The sequence below is a fragment of the Pseudorhizobium xiangyangii genome (assembly GCF_020531965.1).
GTDB lineage: Bacteria > Pseudomonadota > Alphaproteobacteria > Rhizobiales > Rhizobiaceae > Neorhizobium > Neorhizobium xiangyangii.
Genome location: NZ_JAJAWH010000013.1, coordinates 44,252 through 62,502, shown reverse-complemented (window position 1 = coordinate 62,502; position 18,251 = coordinate 44,252). Strand labels below are relative to the sequence as shown.

Below are 18,251 nucleotides of genomic sequence, written 5' to 3'. Positions count from 1 at the left end.
TGGATCAGCCGCGGCCGTGAGCCGCACGGGAGCGGCGCGCCAGCGAGTCGACGATGACCGCGACGGCGAGGACGCCACCGGTGATCATGTAACGCAGGCTCGACGAGAGGTTCAAAAGCGTCAGCCCGTTCGAAATGGCCTGAATGACGATGATGCCCAGTAGCGCGGAATAGGCACTGCCACGGCCGCCAAAGAGGCTGGTGCCGCCTATGACTGCCGCGGCTATCGCGTTCAGGTTCACGTCACCCGTGCCGGCTTGCTGGCTGGAGGATGCCAGCCGCGAAGCTGACAGCATTCCGCCCAGCGCCGCCAGGGTAGAGCACAACATGAAGGCCGAGAGGTAGATGCGCTTGACGTTGATGCCCGAGCGACGCGCGGCTTCGCGGTTGCCGCCCACGGCAAACATCGAGCGACCCCACTTCGTGCGTGTCAGCGCGTAGTTCATTATCACGACCAAAAGGACGAACAGGCCGAACATCCACGGCACGCCTCGACCAAGGTTCAGATACCAGACGGCAAATTCCAATGCCGCCGTCAATGCGACCACCTTGACCAGAAGCATGCTGAGCGGCTGGGCGGTCAGCCCCACTGTCTTGCGCTGCCTGGCGACACCCAGGCCGCTCCAGAGCAAAACGATCCCGGGCAACAACGCAACCGTGTGGGAGAACCAGGCCGGCATGATCAGGAGTTGGCCGAATTTTACCATCGACGAAGCGTAGGGCAGATTGATCGAGCCACTCGTGCCCAGCAGATAGAGCTGGAAGCCCAGAAGCGCCAACAGGCCGGCCAGCGTTGAAATAAAGCTTGGCATGCCGATCCAGTTGAAGAGCGAGGCATAGATCGCCCCGATCAGCGCACCTGCGGCGAGGGCAATCAGGATGGCGAGCGGGAGGGGCAGGCCCATGTTCACCCAGAACATTCCGATCAGGGCCGAGGCAAGCCCACTCATCGAACCGACCGAAAGGTCGATCTCGCCCAGCATCAGGACGCAGACGATACCCAGCGAAATGACGCCGACGGTTGCGCAGTCGAAAAGGAGGTTTACAAGGTTGTTAGGCGCAAGGAACAGCGGGTTCAGGCTGGTGAATACCGCCGATATGACGACCAGGCCAACCGCGACGGGCAGCATTCCCAGATCGCCCGAGCGGACTCGATCCACAAAGGCCAGGACCGCGCCCTTAATCGTGTCGTCGTGGCGCACCCGTTCATCGGCACGGTCAAGTGGTGTAATCTTTGCCTCGCTCATACACGGGGTCCTTCAACTTCTACGGCCTTGCGCTGAGTGCGGCGCGAGACGGCATTTTCTGTCGCTCCGGTGATTGCGGCGACAAGTTCATGATTGCTGGCGTCAGGGGTGAAAATCCCGCTATTGCGCCCCAGCCGCAGCACGACAATCCGGTCGGCGACGGCACGTACATCTTCCATGTTGTGGCTGATGATGATGACGCCCAGTCCACGGTCGCGGACGCGTTCGATCAGATTCAGGACCTCGGCGGTCTGCGCAACTCCAAGCGCAGCCGTCGGCTCGTCGAGCATGATGATCTTGGGGTCGAGAAGCAGGGAACGCGCAATAGCCACAGTCTGACGCTGGCCGCCCGACAGGGAGGCCACAGGCTCGCGCACCGACGGTATGCGGGCGGCAAGCTCCCTGAGCAATGTCCAGGCCCGAACCTCCATCTGCACCTCGTTTAGACGCAGAGGGTTCAATTCGTGGCCAAGGAAGAGGTTTGCCACGACGTCGAGGTTTTCGCAGAGCGCGAGGTCCTGGAACACAGTGGCGATGCCGAGGTTCAATGCAGTTGCCGGATTGTCCAGCGTAACCTCGCGACCCATGAATTCGACCGTCCCGGAGGTCGGCTGATGCACGCCTGCCAGAACCTTGACCAGCGTGGATTTTCCGGCGCCATTGTCGCCAACCAACGCCACCACTTCACCGGCACGCACGTCCAGTTCGATGTCGGTCAGCGCTGAGACCGCGCCGAACTTCTTTGATACGCCTTTAAGACTGAGAATTGTCTCACCCTGTTCAGGCGGCCGGGTGGAATGCGTCATTGCGATAACCCTCACGTAAACAGATACCAAACAGTGAACATCCGGCCGGCGGGAGGGACCGGCCGGATGCAGAACTATCGGCGCGCGCGGCGCGCCAATAGGTCGCTTCGTCTACTTGGTGATGCCCAGGGCCTTGCAGCCTTCGGCATACTCACCAGTGCACACCTCTTCCGGCGTCTGAATGCCCTTGTCGAAGATCTCGGCCTTGATGTTTTCGGCCGTTACGACGGCAGGCACGAAGAGCTCGGACGGAGCATTGTACAGCTTGGTCTTGGCCTCTGGGGTTTCGCCCTTGAGAAGCTGTACGGCAACCTTGGCCGCCGCTGCCGCCACGATCTCCGAAGGCTTGGAGATGGTGTTGTACTGATCGCCGGAGATGATCAGCTGCAGCGCCGCGATGACCGCGTCGTTGCCGGTGACCGGCGGAACCGGATCGACGCCAGCTGCCTTGAAGGCTGCGATCGCGCCACCGCCGGTGCCGTCATTGGCAGCTACGACGCCTTTGATCTCGGCGCCGAAGCGGGTGACCTGACCGGCAGCCCATTCCTGCGCTTCGCTTGGCTTCCAGTCCGGCGTGTCGAACTCAGCCAGGGTCTTGTAACCCGATTCAGCCAGGCCGCGGTGGATGCCGTCACGGATCAGGCCAGCGGCCGCGTCGGTGGGCGAACCGTTGATCTGCAGCACGCCCGAACCTTCCGGGATGCCCTCGGCCTTCATGTGGTCAACCAGCGACCTCGAAATGGCGTAGCCAATGCCCTCGTTGTCGAAAGACACGTAGTAATCCGGCGGAGTATCTGGAATCGGGCGGTCATAGGCGATGACCTTGATGCCCTGGGACTGTGCCATGGTTACAAGAGCTGAGGCCGCGGCAGAATCAACGGGGTCAAGTACGATGACCTTTGCCCCCTGCGTAATCGCAGAATTGAACTGCTGCTGCTGCAGCGACATGTCGGCGTTAGCGTTCTGATAGATCACCGTGCAATCGGGGCAGAGCTTCGCCATTTCGGCCTTGAAGCCGGGGTAGTCGTGCTCCTCATAGCGGGTCGATCCCTGGTCGGGCATCAGAAACGCAACGGTGCCGCTGGTCTGGGCCATGGCGGCGCTGCCGACCAGCAGCCCGAGGGCGCTGACAGCGGCACGCAGAGTGTGCTTTCTCATCAATTCATCTCCTCCATAAATTTCCGAATTTCCAATCAGCCTCGCTGAATTGCAGCAGAAAATCTGCTTACGCCGGCGCATCTCCCGTGCCGTCGATACATCCGCCAATCTTCACGGGAATGCCGTGCCGAATGAGGTTTGCTCAAGCTTCTCCCCCCGCAGCATCAGGATGCCTTGGATCTGTTCAATCGGTGGAGCATCTTTGCTCAACCGATGCAGCACACTTGCATAAGCCAAATCTGGCTGTCAAGCTGGTGCAGCAAAGAGGAGAGTGGATTTGGCCAAAGAGAGTAAAGCACCGGGTAGGCGCATGACGATCTATGATCTGGCGACACTGTCCGGAGCCTCGCCGACGGCGGTCAGCTCGGTGTTGAACGGAACATGGAAAAAGCGGCGTATCAGCGTGGCACTGGCGGAACGGATCACCCGTATCGCAGACGAGCAGGGTTATGCACTGAACATGCAGGCCAGCGGCCTTCGGCGGGACAAGTCGCATCTGATTGGAATGATTGTCCCCAAGTACGACAACCGCTATTTTGGATCGATCGTCGAGAAATTTGAATCCATGGCGCGCGATCGGGGGCTCTTTCCAATCGTTACCTGTACGCAACGCGATTCGGAGCTGGAGATACAGGCTGCGCGCGCCATGATCGCACACCAGGTGGATTGCCTGATTGCGACCGGCGCCACCGATCCGGATCGCATCACCGAAATCTGCGCGGCAGCCGGCGTGCGTTCGCTCAATCTCGACCTTCCGGGACGACTTGCGCCCTCGGTCATTTCGGATAACCGTGGAGGCGCCAATGCGCTCACACAGCGCATTCTGGCGGCTTCGGCAGGCGATCGTGTGCCGGGCCAGCCGCTGCTGTATGTCGGCGGACGACCCGATCATAACACGACCGAGCGTATTCAAGGATTTCGTGACGCGCATTCAGAGGCCGGAATTGCCGTAGACGACACCATGATCCTGGCGACCGGCTATGCGCCGGAAAAGGCTGAACGCGCGCTTGGCGAGCTTGCGGCCAAGCACGGCAAGCTTCCAGCGGCCATGTTCGTCAGCTCCACCATTCCCTTGGAAGGCGTGATACGGTGGATCAAGGCAAGCGGCCATTTTGGCGACTGCCCTCCCCATATCGGGTGCTTTGACTGGGATCCGCTGGTCTCGGTGCTGACCGAAAACATCATCATGCTGCGTCAGGATGTCCCCGGCATGTTGCAGGAGTTGTTCAAAATGATTGACTCGGAGCCTGCAGATGCTCGTGTGATCGAAGTGCCGACGCTGTTTCAGGAATAGATGAGGTGACCTCCGCTCTGCCCATATTGGCGGCGGTCTGGTTGCGCCTCGCGCGCCCACGGATAAAGGCGGGATCCCTGATGCGACGGGAGCCTATTGCTGAAAGAACAATACCGCAGCAATAGCGACCGAAAACAGGACCGCTGCCAGAGAACTGTAGCCTTGAAGCACCCCCATTTTTCGAAGGGCGATCGCGAAGCCGACAATGATCGGTGTGGCCAGTGCTAAGCCGACTTGTGCATCAGTCATAGAATGTTCCTTTGTTTGGGACCATTCTAGGGGCCAAACCAGTGCCGTCTTTGCTATTTGACAAAGAACAATCGCTGATCCCCGGCCATTTTCCCGTCCGCAAATGGAGATGGTAAATGGCAGACATGGCGGTTTCGCCGACAGAAACGGCGGACGAGGGTGGAGACCTGCTTCTCTGGATCCTGGTGTGGAGTGAACTGGTCACCTTCGGCATTTTGTTTGCCGGCTTTCTCGTGGTCTCGTTCTTTCAACCGGCGGAGTTTGCCGCCGGGAAGTTGCAGCTTTCGACACGTCTGGCGGGTTTCAACACTGTCGTTCTGTTGGCCAGCAGTTGGACAGCGGCTCTCGCGGTCCAGGCTGGCTCGAACCGACGGCTGCAGAGGCTCTATCTCGCGGCAACCTCCGTTCTCGGACTGGGGTTCATTGCGGTAAAGATCGCTGAATATTCCGCGGAAGTCGCAAGTGCGGCCAATCCGGCGTTCGGTTCTTTCTTTGAGCTTTATTTCCTCATCACCGGCTTCCACCTGGCACACGTCGCATTTCTGACGTTGGTTCTGCTTCTGATCGCCCTCAAGCCACGCCAGCAGAACACCGTGATGGCGACCACGATCTGGCATATCGTCGACCTGATCTGGCTTGTGATGTTCCCTTTGATCTACCTCGGATAGCAGTCATGAAAGCAAAAGAGTCCTCCCGCCTGTTCTCGAGCGCCAACTGGGTGATGATGCTTGCCATCGTGGGAGCATTGATTGCGGCGCAATGGAAACATGAAGCGGTTCCTCTGGCCGTGATTGTGATCATCCTCGTCCTGACCCTCATCAAGGCCCGGCTTATCATCCTTGATTTCATGGGTCTTCGAGGTGACCACCCCGCCATGGCTGCAGCCTTGTGGGTATGGCCGGCATTCTTTTCCCTCGCCACCCTGGGACGTGCCCTTGGCTCCCTCTGGTAGGCTGACGTTATCCCGACTTCAGATCACGAGAGCGGGCATTGCCATGGATGCGGTGCCCGCTCTCGCCTTGCGTTAGCCTGAACGGTCGCCGCGACAACTGCGTCCTGTTTGCCAAAACACAAAGAAGCTCTTTCCAAAAACGCCGAAGAAGACTGCGGCCCACCGAGTCCGATCTGAAGTCGCGTCGGTGGCCTCGACGCAACAGACCCACCGAGCGCTGCTCGGTTGGTTGTCAGGAAAGGGATCTCGGAATGTCAGAACGACTGACAAAGACCGGAGCGAGAAATGTCTTTTATGGGGGATCCGCGTTCTTCTTCGCGATCTTCCTCGGGCTCACCGCGCACAGCCACTACTACATACGCACGACGTCGACCGACGAAACGACGCTGACCGACGGTGTCGCCCGCGGCAAGCATGTCTGGGAAAGGAATGCCTGTATCAACTGCCATTCGATCCTCGGTGAAGGCGCATATTTCGCACCGGAACTTGGGAACGTCTGGAAGCGCTACGGCGGGCATGAAGACGCGGAAACTGCGCGCGAGACGCTGAAGGCCTGGATGGCCGCCATGCCGACAGGCATCGAAGGCCGCCGCCAGATGCCACAGTTCAATCTGACGGAGCAGGAACTCAACGACCTGGCCGACTTCCTCGAATGGACAAGCAAAATCAATACGCAGAACTGGCCGCCGAACGACGCCGGTTGACCTGAGGGAAAGGAGTATACGATGAAATATCAAACCCAAAAGGTCGCGATGCTGTATTTCTACGGCGCCCTCGGCCTCTTCGTGGCGCAGGTTCTTTTCGGTGTTCTCGCCGGAACGATCTACGTGCTGCCCAACACGCTCTCCGAGCTTCTGCCGTTCAATATCGTGCGGATGATCCATACGAACGCACTGATCGTCTGGCTGCTGATCGGCTTCATGGGAGCGACCTACTATCTCCTTCCGGAAGAAGCCGAGACGGAGCTCTACAGCCCCAAGATCGCCATCGCCCAGTTCTGGATCTTCCTTGTCGCCGCGGCGGTTGCCGTCGTCGGTTACATGTTCAAGATCCACGAAGGGCGCGAGTTCCTGGAACAGCCCTTCATCATCAAGGTCGGCATCGTCGTCGTCTGCCTGATGTTCCTGTTCAACATCACCATGACGGTTCTCAAGGGCCGCAAGACGGTGGTCACCAACATCCTGATCTTCGGTCTCTGGGGTGTCGCGATCTTCTTCCTGTTCGCCTTCTACAACCCGACGAATCTGGCGCTCGACAAGATGTACTGGTGGTACGTTGTCCATCTCTGGGTTGAGGGTGTGTGGGAACTGATCATGGCTTCGATCCTCGCCTATCTGATGATCAAGCTCACCGGTATCGACCGCGAAGTGGTCGAAAAGTGGCTCTATGTCATTGTTGGCCTCGCCCTCTTCTCCGGCATCCTCGGAACCGGCCACCACTTCTACTGGATCGGCGCCCCTGGGTACTGGCAGTGGATAGGCTCGCTGTTCTCCACGCTTGAAGTCGCACCCTTCTTCACCATGATGATCTTCACCTTCGTGATGACCTGGAAGGCGGGCCGCAAGCATCCCAATCGCGCCGCGCTGTTGTGGTCGATAGGTTGCTCGGTGATGGCTTTCTTCGGCGCCGGGGTCTGGGGCTTCCTGCACACGCTGTCGTCGGTTAACTTCTATACCCACGGCACCCAGGTGACCGCCGCACATGGCCACCTCGCTTTCTTCGGTGCCTACGTGATGCTCAACCTCGCCGTCATGGCCTATGCGGTACCGGAGATCCTCGGGAGGGCGCCCTATAACCAGATGCTCTCCATGGTCAGCTTCTGGATGATGTGCACAGCGATGTCGGTAATGACCTTTGCGCTGACCTTCGCGGGTGTGTTGCAGGTCCACCTGCAGCGGGTCCTGGGCGAAAGCTACATGGACGTTCAGGATCAGCTCGCGATGTTCTACTGGGTACGGCTCGGGTCGGGCGTCTTCGTCCTGATCTCCGCCTTGATGTTCCTCTGGGCCTTGTTCGTCCCCGGCCGCGAGCGGCATGCCTCCGCCGCTACGGCAGTTCCGGCCGAATAAGTGGTGCGGCCCCGTCTTGAACGGGGCCGCATACTCCCCTCCTAGAAAGGACCTGAACGATGACCTTGAACTTATCCGCAACGGCGCAGGGCGAACGGCTCGTGCCCCACTACATTCCGGCCAGCAACGAGTGCGAGCTGTTCGAGCTTGCATGGAAGCGCAGGCTGCCGCTGCTCCTCAAGGGTCCGACAGGATGTGGAAAGACCCGCTTCGTCAGTCATATGGCCGCACAACTTGGCCTGCCTCTGTCGACTGTATCCTGCCATGACGACCTTGCTGCAGCCGACCTGACGGGCCGTTACCTGCTGAAGGGCGGGGACACGGTCTGGGTTGACGGGCCGTTGACACGCGCGGTCCGCAGCGGCGGCGTCTGCTACCTCGATGAGATCGTCGAGGCCCGCAAGGACGTCGCAGTCGTTCTACACCCGCTGACAGACGATCGCCGCATTCTGCCGCTCGAGCGCACCGGCGAGATACTCGAGGCGCCGGCCGAATTCATGCTCGTTGTTTCCTATAATCCTGGCTATCAGAGCATTCTGAAGGCCCTGAAGCCGTCCACCAAGCAGCGTTTCGTGGCGATCGAGTTCGACTTCCTCCCGAAGGACCAGGAGATAGCGATCGTGACGGCCGAAAGCGGCCTTGACGAGCGCCATGTTGCGCCCCTCGTTAATCTTGCGCATCGACTTCGCGCGATGAAGGGCCATGACCTGGAGGAGGGTGTCTCGACGCGCCTGCTGGTCTACTGCGCCTCGCTTATCGAAGGTGGGCTGCGCCCGCGCGATGCCATACTGGCAGCGATGATCGAGCCGCTGACCGACGATCCGGATGTCCGGCAGGCCCTGCGCGAAGTAGCTGACGCGATCATTCCCTGAGGCGATCATGTTCGAATTCCTGGAATTGGAAGAAACTGTCGGCAAGGCGTGGCACCGCCTTGTCGGGCAGACCCACAGCATGCCCCGCTACCCGGAACATGCCGTGAAGCTTGACGAGGTTTCGTCTGTCCTCGCCTCATGTTTTCGTGGCTTCGGCGGCGAAAGCACCTGCCAGCTGGTGCCGGCGGCGCAGAAGACTTCCGGTCATAGGCTCAAGCTGCGACAGTTGGTCGGGCTCGGCGAGGAGCGTGTGGCACGCGTCGGGCGGGATTTCGCGCGCGTCATGCTTCCGACGGAGGCGGATCTATTTCCTGACAGGAGCCTCAACAGGGACCTCTACATCTGGCTGACCGCTTATCTGGCGACAGTCCCTCCTTTGAACCTTTCCGGCAACGATCCACTTGTGCACGATCTGTGCCGGATCGACGCTGCAGCGCAGACCGTGAAGGAGACGCTGGAGGCGTTCCCCGGCTTGAAACGCTGCTATCGCCGGCTGTGCACTGCCATGCTCGAGGATAGGCACAGGAGCAAGCTGCCTCCCGTGGAGCAACTGGTTGAGAACCGCATTCTCAGCCTCTTGCGTGTAGGTGCCGGCGTGGTTGATCCACTGCCCCCGTCCATCTTTCCGCGCGCCGCCCCGCCCGGCTACCTGCCGATGATGGACATTCCACTATGGCCGCAGTTTTTTGCCGCGGAGGAAACCGCACCAGGCGGGGCGGATGCGGATATTCCATTAAGCGAGGCCAAGACATCTGCCGATCGAAAGCGATTGGTGGGCCAACGCGAGCGGCCGGACGACAAACGGTCGGAGCGCAGCCCGTTTATTTTAAACCGCTTCGAGAAGATCCTCGCGATGGCGGAAATGGTCAATGTCGACCGTCCCACCGACGACAAGGACGATGACGACGGCAAGGCGGCCGACGACCTCGACGAGATAGTCCTGGGGCGGCGACGCGAGCGCCCGTCCTCGCGTTTCCGCTTCGATCTCGACCTGCCCCCCGAAATGCTCGACGTTGCGCAGATCGAAGCCGATCTGAGTTATCCCGAATGGGACTACCGCAAAGGTGCTTACCTCAAGGACTATTGCAGGGTTTTCGCCGCCCCCGCATCAGAAAAAGGTGACGCTCTCGTGCAGGGGGACGAGACACGTCGGCTGGTGAAAAAGGTACGACGCCAGTTCGAGATCCTTCGCCCCCGCAATGAGCTGCTCAAGGCACAACTGGACGGCGCGGAGCTGGACATGGATGCCGTCGTGCGGTCGCGCACGGACCTGGCTGCCGGGGGGCAGGGAAGCGACCGCATCCACATGATGAGCCGTCCTCACGCATCGGATCTCGCCGTGACCATTCTGGTCGACGTCTCGCTGTCCACCGATGCCTGGATCGACAACCGCCGGGTGCTGGACGTCGAAAAAGAGGCATTGCTTGTCCTGTCGCAGGGTCTTGCGGCCATCGGCACGGACCATTCGATCCTGACGTTCACGTCAAGGCGACGGTCGTGGGTTCGCGTTGAAACCGTCAAGGCTTTCGATGAGCTTACAGGCCCTGCAGTCGAAAATCGCATCGGAGCCCTGAAGCCCGGATACTACACCCGCCTCGGTGCGGCCCTGAGACATTCGACGGCGGAACTCCAGAAACGACCGAACCGGACCAAGCTTCTGCTTGTGCTGACGGATGGAAAGCCAAATGACATAGACCACTACGAGGGCAGGTTTGCGCTCGAGGATAGCCGCCGTGCCGTTCAGGAAGCGCGCCGGTCCGGCACCAAGGTCTTCGCTGTTACGGTCGATCGGGATGCGCAGAGCTATTTGCCGGTCATGTTCGGGCGCAACGGCTTCGCCATGGTGGGAGATATCTCAAGGTTGCCGGCGGCCCTGCCGGCCATCTATCGCGGCCTAACCGTCTAGGAGAGGTTTGGCCGCACGAAAGAGCCCGGAAGGACATCCCCTACCGGGCTCTTTCTGTTAACCGCATCATTCTTTATGGATCAGGCGGCTTTGCTGTAGGTGCGCTTCGATGCGTCCAGATAGGCGTCGAACGCGGCTGCCACCGCACGGACCACGAAGCGATGCCTGTCGTCCACACGGACCACGGCATTGTCCCGCTGGATCAGGCCGTCCTTCTCGAGCTCATCGAGAACCTTGTTTTCCAAGAGCAGCCGGTCGGGATCAAAACCGTGTGCGGCACAAAGAGCGCCGATATCGACCGTGAAGTCGCACATCAGCCGTTCGATCACGTCGGCCCTCAATCGGTCTTCCGCAGTCAGGCCGTAGATCTTTGCAGTGGGCAGCTCGCCGGACGAAACACGGCTGGCGTAAAGGCCTGGCGGCACCTCGTTCTGGTGGTAGCCCTGGCCGAACTTGCCGATGGCCGAGGCGCCGAGCCCGATAAGGGTCTTGCAGGAGTCCGTTGTATAGCCCTGGAAATTCCGATGCAGGCGCCCTTCGCCCTGGGCGATCGCAAGGTCGTCCTGCGGCAGTGCGAAATGGTCGAGGCCGATCTGCTCGTAACCGGCCTCGACGAGGCGTTGCGCGATCGCTTCCGCCTGGGCGTGCCGCCCCCGTGCATCGGGGAGGGCTGCCTCGTCGATCAGTCTCTGGTGTTTCTTGAAGCTCGGGATATGGGCGTAGCCGAACACCGCGAAGCGATCCGGCCGCATCGCGACGGCGACGTCCACCGTCTCGACACAGGATTCCACGGTCTGGTACGGCAATCCGTAGATTAGGTCGAAGTTGATTGCCTGGATGCCGTTCTTTCGCAGGCTCTCCACTGTCGTCAGCGTCGTTTCCGCCGTCTGGATGCGATTGATCGCCTTCTGCACTTTCGGGTCGAAGCTCTGCACGCCGAGGCTGGCCCGCGTTATGCCGGACTGTCCAAGCGCATCCGCCATCCCGGGCTGCATCCGACGCGGATCGATCTCCACGGCTGCGTTGACCTGTGCGGCGAAGCCGAGCCTGTTGCGCATTGCATCCATCAGGGCGATGAACTCAGCCGGCTGGATGATGGTGGGTGTGCCGCCGCCGAAGTGGATCTCACCGATATTGAAACTGCGCCCGCGCGCATTGGCGATCAGGTCGATCTCCCGGTGAAGGACCTCGAGGTAGTCGAGGATTGGCTTGTCCTTCTCGGTGATCGTGGTGTGACAGCCGCAATACCAGCACATGGAGCGACAGAACGGGATGTGAAGATAGAGGGATGTCGGCTGCTCGGAAGGAATTGCCTGCAACCAGTCCGCATACATGCCGGGTGTCACGTCCGCGCTGAAATTCGGGGCGGTCGGATAGCTCGTATACCGGGGTAGCCGCGCCTCGCCGTATTTCTCCACGATTGTCTGGGACATCGTCATTCCTTTCGTTCGTCTTGCAAAAGGAGGTATCGGGCATGCGCGACGAGGTCTTTGCGCAATGTCAATTACTAGGTTCGCGGCCGGCGGTAGCTGCCAATTCGCGGTTGTTTGTCGCACCACAAATTGAATTGTCGGGATGAGAAGTAATGTGGGGAATTGGGAAGAGCCGGCCTGCTCTCCCGGGATGATCAATCAGGCCTTCGGAAAGAGATATATGCCGAACACATCCGAGATTCCGCTGATCGACGTACGCGTCCTGCCCCCTGCAGAGCGCCATCCGCGCATTTTCGGCGTGCTGACCTCGCTTGAGCCGGGCACGTCCATGCATGTCGCCAGCGATCATGACCCCCGTCCTTTGCACTATCAGATTGAAAGCCGCTATCCGGAGCAGTTCGACTGGGCCTATCTCGAGCAGGGACCAGAGACCTGGCGTGTCGAGATCACCCGCGCCAAGAGTTCCGGGTGCGACTGCTGCTGCGGCGACTGACGGATCGGCCATGACCGGTGCCTCGATCTCCCGCTGGACAATGTCTTATTTCGCGGCCGCACTTTTCTTCCTACTAGGGGGGGAAGCGCTTTTCGCCGCCGGATTCGGTTTTCCTGTCCTGCCGATCGAGGCACCCGAGACGCTGGTCGTGGTTCATATATTCGCCATCGGCTGGCTTGGATTGCTGTTCTGCGGCGCTCTGCTGCAGTTCGTTCCGGTCCTCGTGTCGAAGCCCCTGCACGCACCGGACCTCGCTCTTCACGCACTCCTGCTGTTGATCGCGGGACTGCTCTGTCTCGTTTGCGGCTTCGTGCACCTCGCCGGCTATTTCGATGGCGGGCTCGTTCTCCTTCCCGTTGGCGGCATGTTCCTCGCCGCGGGTTTCGGTTTTGTCGTCTACATGGTGGGTGGTACGCTACTGTCGGCGCGACCAATCGGTTTGCCTGCCCGGTTTGTCGCCACCGGCCTCGTAGCGCTGACAGCAACCGCAATTCTCGGCGTCAGCTTTGCGCTCGATCTCTCCGGCGTGATCGAAGCGTCCTTCCTCGACCAGTTGTTGGTGAACGGTCTCTCGCTTCACGCCTTTCTGGGACTGATCGGATGGATGAGCGTCAGCGCTTTCGGTGTCAGTTATCGGATGCTCGCAATGTTTCTCCTGGCGCCCGAGATCGATCGTCGGACCACTAGTGCCGCATGGCTGTTTTTGACGGTGGCAGTGCTGGCCGTCATCGTGGCAATCCCCGTGGCGGCTTACGGCCTGGACGCGACGGCCGGTGTCCATGCTGCCATCGCCATCGCCATCATTGCCGCGTGTCTCTTCGCCTATGACGTCGTGAACATCTATCGGCAGAGAAAACGCCGATCGCTCGAACTGAACACGCAGATGAGCGCCGTTGCCGTTGGCGCATTGATGCTGGCGATCGGCCTCTTCCTGTTCCTCTCCTTGTCCGGAACGCTCGCCTCCCAGATAGGCGCCTTGGTCTATCTGATCGCTTTCGGTTGGTTGACCGTGCTCGGCCTCGGCCAACTCTACAAGATCGTCGCCTTCATCACCTGGCTTGAGTACTACGGTCCCGTTCTCGGGCGAAAGCCGGTTCCCCGCATCCAGGATCTCATCAACGAGAGACGAGCCAGCTCCTGGTTCTACCTGTATGCCGGTTGCGTCGCAGCTTCGGTACTCGCTCTGCTCCTGGAGATGCCGCTGCTTTTCCGCCTCGCTGCCCTGATCCAGTTGATTGCCGTGGCGGCCCTGGTTATCGAACTCGCACGAACTCGCAAGCTTTCGTATGTTGCTATTGCGCCAGCAGCAGACGGAGAGAACCTGCAGCATCCACCTCTCTTCCTGCCCACCCCGATTAAAAGGAAATGATCATGGCCATCGGTTTCAAGACATTGGACGTCCGGCCCATCCTCGCATCGGGCGGGGAGCCTTTCCAGGCCATCATGGGAACTGTCGATGACCTAGCGCCGGGCGAGGGCTTCCGGCTCATAGCACCCTTCCGACCCCAGCCGCTTTTCTCGGTGATGGAGCGCCGCGGCTTCGACTATGAACTGGAAGAACTGCCCGACGGTGGTTTTGAGGTGCGCTTCCTGCCGAAGGAAGCCATTAACCTCCAGCATTCCGAAGACGTCGTCTCGCCCGACCTCTGGCCTGAGCCTTCCATCGACCTCGATCTCTCGGACCTGGATCCTCCCGAGCCAATGGTACGCCTGCTCGCAGAAGCGGAACGGCTTGATCCTGGCGAGGTCATTTTCGCGGTTCTCTCACGGGAGCCGCTTTTCCTCTTCCCGGAGCTGACACGGCGCGGACATCAATGGGTCGGTAATTTTGATGCTGGCGGCACGTTCTATCGCATCATGATTCGCGTCGGAGATGAAGAAAATGAAGGCCATGACTGAGGAGATCGAAACCGACCTTGCGACAAGGATTCGCGCCGGCCTTCAGGATGTGATCGATCCGGAGCTCGGCCGCGACATTGTCGGGCTTGGTTTGATCTATCTCATCGACGCGAGCGATACAGGCGAAGTCCGTATCGTCATGACGACAACGACGCCCGGATGTCCAGCGTCAGGATTTATTGTCGATGCGGTGCGCTATGCCGCACAGGCTGTTACAGGGGTTTTCTCAGTCGACGTGCAACTGGTCCATGAGCCGCGCTGGCACCCTGGAATGATGGAGCCGTGAGGTGGAGGAAGGGCCGCGCAATGCGGCCCTATTGTTGTTGTCAGCCGATTTTCCGGCGAACCTTGGCCAGCATCGGCCCATATTCGATCAGATACAGGCTAAACGCTACGAGCCAGGCGAGACCGGATGCCGCATAGAGCGTCGGGGTCTGGCCGGGAAAGAAATCTGCGGCCGGACGAAGCAGCGCTGCGAGAATTATCGCTGCGTAGGCAAGCGATGTCGTCGTTGACGCTGTCAGGACACGTCCGGTATGGCCGCGCGTGGCCCGCGTCATGACGGCGAGCATCATGGATGCGACTGTTCCGACCGTCAGCACATGCAGGGCCGCCATCGGCGAAACCAGTTCGAGTGCTGAAAGTGTGAGGCCCAGGAAGCCGAGTGGCACGAAGAAATAGGCGACGTGCAGTACCGTGACGAGGTGTTCGTCTGTCACCGTCCAGCCTCGCCAGCGGGTCAGACGAGCGAATTGCATCAGAAATGCGGCTCCCGTCAGCAGAGCGACCCATGGACCTGGCGGCAGGATGATCCAGGCCGCGAGAGCGGCAACTCCCGTCACGATCGCTGCGCTGTCGAACCTGTCATAGGGCGCGGGAAAATCCGTCCGTCCGCTCTTGTTGATCCAGTTGCGGGTGAAGCTCGGGATGATCCGGCCCCCGACAATCATCACGAGGAGCACGTAGGCCGACACGGCGAGTTTGATCGCCACATCCGGATGCCCTCCACGGATAACTTCCAGGTGGAAGAGGATATTTCCTGCGGAAAGCGCGAGCAGGCCGCTCATCACCTTCAGGTCCTTCCACTTCCTGCCCGCCACGACTTCCCGGATGCAGATTAGAAGCAGGACCGGTAGAAACAGGCTGTCAACCACCGCTGCTGCTCCGCCCGCCACGTCGGGCAGGAGGAAAACCAGCCGGCCGGCGACCCACAGAGCGAACAGGAAAAACAGCGGCCAGCCCGATACCGGCAGCCGCCCCGTCCAGTTGGGAACGGCCGTCAGCAGGAAGCCGGCAAGCACTGCGGACGAGTATCCAAAAAGCATTTCATGGGCGTGCCAGTGCGTTGGACCGTAGTCTTCTGCTATCGCAATCACACCGGTCAGGCTGGCGATCCACAAAGCCATCACGACAACGGCCCAAATAGCGGCCCCTAGGAAAAACGGCCGGAAACCGTAACAGAACAGGATAGGCGCCGTTTGCGACAAGCCGCGCGGTATGCCGCCTTTTTTGGTCCGATCAACGGATCCAAAGATCATGATGAAAACTCCTTCTTATCTTGATCTTTGTCTATTGCGCGGGTGTCGAAACCTCTTTGCGAATACGCAAGCAAAAAGACCGGCAATATTTGTTCCCGATCAAAGATGCTTATGAGAAGCAATACTACCTTGGTTGTCAGGGAAGCGGAGAAATCTTCGCTCCCAGTCTAGGAGAAAGACGATGACCCAGCAGTTTAACCTGACCAGACGCTCGATGTTGGCCGGTGCCGCCATTGCCGGTGCTATTGGTCCGATTGTCACAGCTTCGTTTGCACAAGCGAATGAAGAGGTCGCACCCGTGACTACCCCCACCGATCTGTCGTCACTTAAGCGCGTGAAACTCGAACTGTTAAAGCCCCCGTTCGTCCATGCGCATACCCAGAAGGCAGACGGCCCGCCGAAGATCGTTGAATTCACGCTGACCATCCAGGAAAAGAAGCTGGTCATCGATGACAAGGGTACTGAAATCCATGCGATGACATTCGATGGATCGGTTCCCGGCCCGATGATGGTCGTCCACCAGAACGACTATGTCGAGGTGACGCTCATCAACCCGGAAACCAACGAGCTGCAGCACAATATCGACTTCCATTCGGCGACCGGAGCCCTGGGTGGCGGCGCACTGACAATCGTCAACCCAGGCGAAAAGGCAGTGTTGCGCTTCAAGGCCACCAAGGCTGGCGTCTTCGTCTACCACTGCGCACCTCCCGGTATGGTGCCTTGGCACGTCACCTCGGGTATGAACGGCGCCATCATGGTGCTGCCACGTGAAGGCCTGACCGATGGCCATGGCAAGGATCTGGTCTATGACCGGGCCTACTACGTCGGCGAGCAGGACTTCTATGTGCCGCGGGGCGAAGACGGTAACTTCAAGAAGTATGACAGCTTGGGCGAATCGTATGCGGATACGCTTGCCGTCATGCGCACGCTGACCCCGAGCCACATCGTCTTCAACGGCGCTGTTGGTGCCCTGACCGGCGAGAAGGCACTTGAAGCCGCCGTTGGCGAAAAGGTCCTGATCATCCATTCGCAGGCCAACCGGGACACGCGTCCACACCTGATCGGCGGCCACGGTGACTATGTTTGGGCAACCGGCAAGTTCCGCAACCCACCGGATGTCGACCAGGAAACCTGGTTTATCCCGGGCGGCACCGCCGGCGCAGCATTCTACACCTTCGAGCAGCCCGGCATCTACGCCTACGTGAACCACAACCTGATCGAAGCTTTTGAACTGGGCGCAGCCGCTCACTTCAAGGTCACCGGTGAATGGAACGACGATCTGATGACAGCGGTCGTTGCACCGACTGGAAGCTAATCACCAGAACAGGGATGCGCGGGCAGTCTGCCCGCGCATCCTGCTCATGTCCTGACATGCTTCCGGACAAAAGTCCGAGGTTCGCCCAAGGAGGCGATCATGTCTGCCGCAGAAAACAAACCGGCTTTCTCACTTTTTCATACCGCTCTTCCCATTGCACTCCTGTCCGCGCTTTCGATCGGCGTCTTTCATCAGGCTGGCTTCTTTCGTGCCACGCCACCGGCGGCCGCTCTCTATCAGCCGCAGACAGTCGTGATTGCGCCAAGAACCTTCCAGTACCGCGCCGATGGAGAGTACATCCGCGGCATCCTGGCCATTGATGCTCCCATGAAGACGGTGATCGAAACCCGTCCGCTGACCATCATGAAATACCAGGTGACCGCGTCGGAATACGACGAATGCGTCATTGACGGTGCTTGCCAGCCGGCAGCGAATGCCGCTTCAAATCCCAATCTGCCCGTCTCCGGTGTCAGCTACGACGATGCCGCAATCTACGCCCGCTGGCTTTCTGAAAAGACGGGAGAATACTGGGAGCTGCCATCGGATCAGGACCTCGCCTTTGCCGCGGGCAAGCGCTTTCCGGATGACGCATCCGGCCTTGATCCGGACAACAAGAACCCTGCCTTGCGATGGATAGCCGACTATGAGCGGGAAGCAGCCTCGCGCTCCAAGCGCGACCCGGCCCCGCGCCCGCTCGGCAGTTTCGGAGACAACGAGTTCGGATTGACGGATTTCGCAGGCAACATATGGGAATGGACCAGCACCTGCCATCGCCGGGTCCACCTTCACGCGAACGGAGCGCAGAAGGACGTTGAGATGATTTGCGGCGTCAACGTAGCAGTGGGGCCGCACCGTTCTCCGACCAGCACATTCATCCGCGACCCAAGAGGCGGGGGATGCTCTGTAGGGACCCCGCCCGACAACCTGGGCTTCCGGCTTGTGAAGTCGACAACATGGTACGCTCCCTTTCTGAAAGTGTTTCGCGATAGCAACCTAAGCCTGTAACGCGATGCCGCAGCCT

General features: G+C 59.9%; 19 protein-coding genes. 13 read left to right on the top strand and 6 right to left on the bottom strand.

Annotation, left to right across the window (positions count from 1 at the left end; genetic code table 11):
- Positions 1-4: 4 nt before the first annotated feature.
- The 3 genes from LH464_RS13485 to LH464_RS13475 all read right to left on the bottom strand — a co-directional run bounded on the left by LH464_RS13485 (position 5) and on the right by LH464_RS13475 (position 3,210).
- A complete protein-coding gene (locus LH464_RS13485) occupies positions 5-1,246 on the bottom strand; it encodes a sugar ABC transporter permease (protein ID WP_226786919.1) in 1,242 nt (413 codons plus the stop codon).
- A complete protein-coding gene (locus LH464_RS13480) occupies positions 1,243-2,052 on the bottom strand; it encodes an ATP-binding cassette domain-containing protein (RefSeq protein ID WP_226786918.1) in 810 nt (269 codons plus the stop codon). Before LH464_RS13480 ends, LH464_RS13485 begins: the two co-directional genes overlap by 4 nt.
- Before the next feature lie 111 nt (positions 2,053-2,163).
- On the bottom strand, positions 2,164-3,210 hold the full coding sequence (locus LH464_RS13475; protein ID WP_226786917.1) for an ABC transporter substrate-binding protein: 1,047 nt from the start codon (positions 3,208-3,210) through the stop codon (positions 2,164-2,166).
- A gap of 310 nt (positions 3,211-3,520) precedes the next feature.
- On the opposite strand from LH464_RS13475, the gene LH464_RS13470 reads away from it, so the two are divergent.
- Positions 3,521-4,504 (top strand): substrate-binding domain-containing protein, encoded by a 984-nt coding sequence (locus tag LH464_RS13470; RefSeq protein WP_226786916.1) that lies wholly within the window; start codon positions 3,521-3,523, stop codon positions 4,502-4,504.
- A 93-nt stretch (positions 4,505-4,597) separates the two neighbouring features.
- On the opposite strand, the gene LH464_RS13465 is transcribed toward LH464_RS13470, so the two are convergent.
- Positions 4,598-4,753: a hypothetical protein gene (locus LH464_RS13465; RefSeq protein WP_226786915.1), complete on the bottom strand. Its 156-nt coding sequence runs from the start codon at positions 4,751-4,753 to the stop codon at positions 4,598-4,600.
- A gap of 116 nt (positions 4,754-4,869) precedes the next feature.
- Here LH464_RS13465 and LH464_RS13460 point away from each other — a divergent pair, with 116 nt between their 5' ends.
- The 6 genes from LH464_RS13460 to LH464_RS13435 all read left to right on the top strand — a co-directional run bounded on the left by LH464_RS13460 (position 4,870) and on the right by LH464_RS13435 (position 10,552).
- A complete protein-coding gene (locus LH464_RS13460) occupies positions 4,870-5,421 on the top strand; it encodes a cytochrome c oxidase subunit 3 (protein WP_226786914.1) in 552 nt (183 codons plus the stop codon).
- A gap of 5 nt (positions 5,422-5,426) precedes the next feature.
- Positions 5,427-5,705: a cytochrome C oxidase subunit IV family protein gene (locus LH464_RS13455; protein ID WP_226786913.1), complete on the top strand. Its 279-nt coding sequence runs from the start codon at positions 5,427-5,429 to the stop codon at positions 5,703-5,705.
- A gap of 251 nt (positions 5,706-5,956) precedes the next feature.
- Positions 5,957-6,409 (top strand): c-type cytochrome, encoded by a 453-nt coding sequence (locus LH464_RS13450; RefSeq protein WP_226786912.1) that lies wholly within the window; start codon positions 5,957-5,959, stop codon positions 6,407-6,409.
- 21 nt (positions 6,410-6,430) lie between these two features.
- Entirely contained in the window at positions 6,431-7,774 is a 1,344-nt protein-coding gene (locus tag LH464_RS13445; protein ID WP_226786911.1) for a cbb3-type cytochrome c oxidase subunit I, read from the top strand.
- A gap of 59 nt (positions 7,775-7,833) precedes the next feature.
- Positions 7,834-8,646 (top strand): CbbQ/NirQ/NorQ/GpvN family protein, encoded by an 813-nt coding sequence (locus LH464_RS13440; protein WP_226786910.1) that lies wholly within the window; start codon positions 7,834-7,836, stop codon positions 8,644-8,646.
- A 7-nt stretch (positions 8,647-8,653) separates the two neighbouring features.
- Entirely contained in the window at positions 8,654-10,552 is a 1,899-nt protein-coding gene (locus tag LH464_RS13435) for a nitric oxide reductase activation protein NorD (RefSeq protein WP_226786909.1), read from the top strand.
- Positions 10,553-10,632: 80 nt separating this feature from the next.
- Here the strand turns inward: LH464_RS13435 and hemN are convergent, their stop codons facing one another.
- Positions 10,633-11,985 carry an oxygen-independent coproporphyrinogen III oxidase gene (gene hemN / locus LH464_RS13430; protein ID WP_226786908.1) on the bottom strand — a complete coding sequence of 451 codons (1,353 nt, stop codon included), beginning with the start codon at positions 11,983-11,985 and terminating at the stop codon, positions 10,633-10,635.
- A gap of 220 nt (positions 11,986-12,205) precedes the next feature.
- On the opposite strand from hemN, the gene LH464_RS13425 reads away from it, so the two are divergent.
- The 4 genes from LH464_RS13425 to LH464_RS13410 are packed head-to-tail and all read left to right on the top strand — an operon-like array spanning position 12,206 to position 14,663.
- Positions 12,206-12,478, top strand: a complete 273-nt coding sequence (locus LH464_RS13425) for a DUF2249 domain-containing protein (RefSeq protein WP_226786907.1) — start codon at positions 12,206-12,208, stop codon at positions 12,476-12,478.
- Between the two features lie 10 nt (positions 12,479-12,488).
- Positions 12,489-13,847, top strand: coding sequence for a hypothetical protein (locus LH464_RS13420; RefSeq protein WP_226786906.1), 1,359 nt, complete (start codon positions 12,489-12,491; stop codon positions 13,845-13,847).
- On the top strand, positions 13,844-14,377 hold the full coding sequence (locus LH464_RS13415) for a DUF2249 domain-containing protein (RefSeq protein WP_390624977.1): 534 nt from the start codon (positions 13,844-13,846) through the stop codon (positions 14,375-14,377). Before LH464_RS13420 ends, LH464_RS13415 begins: the two co-directional genes overlap by 4 nt.
- Entirely contained in the window at positions 14,361-14,663 is a 303-nt protein-coding gene (locus LH464_RS13410) for a metal-sulfur cluster assembly factor (protein WP_226786904.1), read from the top strand. The genes LH464_RS13415 and LH464_RS13410 overlap by 17 nt, the downstream gene beginning before the upstream one ends.
- Positions 14,664-14,703: 40 nt before the next feature.
- Here LH464_RS13410 and LH464_RS13405 read toward each other — a convergent pair whose 3' ends face one another.
- A complete protein-coding gene (locus LH464_RS13405) occupies positions 14,704-15,915 on the bottom strand; it encodes an NnrS family protein (RefSeq protein ID WP_226786903.1) in 1,212 nt (403 codons plus the stop codon).
- A gap of 181 nt (positions 15,916-16,096) precedes the next feature.
- Here LH464_RS13405 and nirK point away from each other — a divergent pair, with 181 nt between their 5' ends.
- Entirely contained in the window at positions 16,097-17,230 is a 1,134-nt protein-coding gene (nirK, locus tag LH464_RS13400) for a copper-containing nitrite reductase (RefSeq protein WP_226786902.1), read from the top strand.
- A gap of 99 nt (positions 17,231-17,329) precedes the next feature.
- The gene (locus LH464_RS13395; RefSeq protein WP_226786901.1) at positions 17,330-18,235 is read left to right on the top strand and encodes an SUMF1/EgtB/PvdO family nonheme iron enzyme; all 906 of its coding nucleotides are present in this window, start codon (positions 17,330-17,332) and stop codon (positions 18,233-18,235) included.
- Positions 18,236-18,251 lie beyond the last annotated feature (16 nt).

Coding starts and splice junctions, on each gene's coding strand:
- LH464_RS13485 (WP_226786919.1), bottom strand. CDS start 1,246: ATGAGCGAGGCAAAGATTACACCACTTGACCGTGCCGATGAACGGGTG.
- LH464_RS13480 (WP_226786918.1), bottom strand. CDS start 2,052: ATGACGCATTCCACCCGGCCGCCTGAACAGGGTGAGACAATTCTCAGT.
- LH464_RS13475 (WP_226786917.1), bottom strand. CDS start 3,210: ATGAGAAAGCACACTCTGCGTGCCGCTGTCAGCGCCCTCGGGCTGCTG.
- LH464_RS13470 (WP_226786916.1), top strand. CDS start 3,521: ATGACGATCTATGATCTGGCGACACTGTCCGGAGCCTCGCCGACGGCG.
- LH464_RS13465 (WP_226786915.1), bottom strand. CDS start 4,753: ATGACTGATGCACAAGTCGGCTTAGCACTGGCCACACCGATCATTGTC.
- LH464_RS13460 (WP_226786914.1), top strand. CDS start 4,870: ATGGCAGACATGGCGGTTTCGCCGACAGAAACGGCGGACGAGGGTGGA.
- LH464_RS13455 (WP_226786913.1), top strand. CDS start 5,427: ATGAAAGCAAAAGAGTCCTCCCGCCTGTTCTCGAGCGCCAACTGGGTG.
- LH464_RS13450 (WP_226786912.1), top strand. CDS start 5,957: ATGTCAGAACGACTGACAAAGACCGGAGCGAGAAATGTCTTTTATGGG.
- LH464_RS13445 (WP_226786911.1), top strand. CDS start 6,431: ATGAAATATCAAACCCAAAAGGTCGCGATGCTGTATTTCTACGGCGCC.
- LH464_RS13440 (WP_226786910.1), top strand. CDS start 7,834: ATGACCTTGAACTTATCCGCAACGGCGCAGGGCGAACGGCTCGTGCCC.
- LH464_RS13435 (WP_226786909.1), top strand. CDS start 8,654: ATGTTCGAATTCCTGGAATTGGAAGAAACTGTCGGCAAGGCGTGGCAC.
- hemN (WP_226786908.1), bottom strand. CDS start 11,985: ATGTCCCAGACAATCGTGGAGAAATACGGCGAGGCGCGGCTACCCCGG.
- LH464_RS13425 (WP_226786907.1), top strand. CDS start 12,206: ATGCCGAACACATCCGAGATTCCGCTGATCGACGTACGCGTCCTGCCC.
- LH464_RS13420 (WP_226786906.1), top strand. CDS start 12,489: ATGACCGGTGCCTCGATCTCCCGCTGGACAATGTCTTATTTCGCGGCC.
- LH464_RS13415 (WP_390624977.1), top strand. CDS start 13,844: ATGATCATGGCCATCGGTTTCAAGACATTGGACGTCCGGCCCATCCTC.
- LH464_RS13410 (WP_226786904.1), top strand. CDS start 14,361: ATGAAGGCCATGACTGAGGAGATCGAAACCGACCTTGCGACAAGGATT.
- LH464_RS13405 (WP_226786903.1), bottom strand. CDS start 15,915: ATGATCTTTGGATCCGTTGATCGGACCAAAAAAGGCGGCATACCGCGC.
- nirK (WP_226786902.1), top strand. CDS start 16,097: ATGACCCAGCAGTTTAACCTGACCAGACGCTCGATGTTGGCCGGTGCC.
- LH464_RS13395 (WP_226786901.1), top strand. CDS start 17,330: ATGTCTGCCGCAGAAAACAAACCGGCTTTCTCACTTTTTCATACCGCT.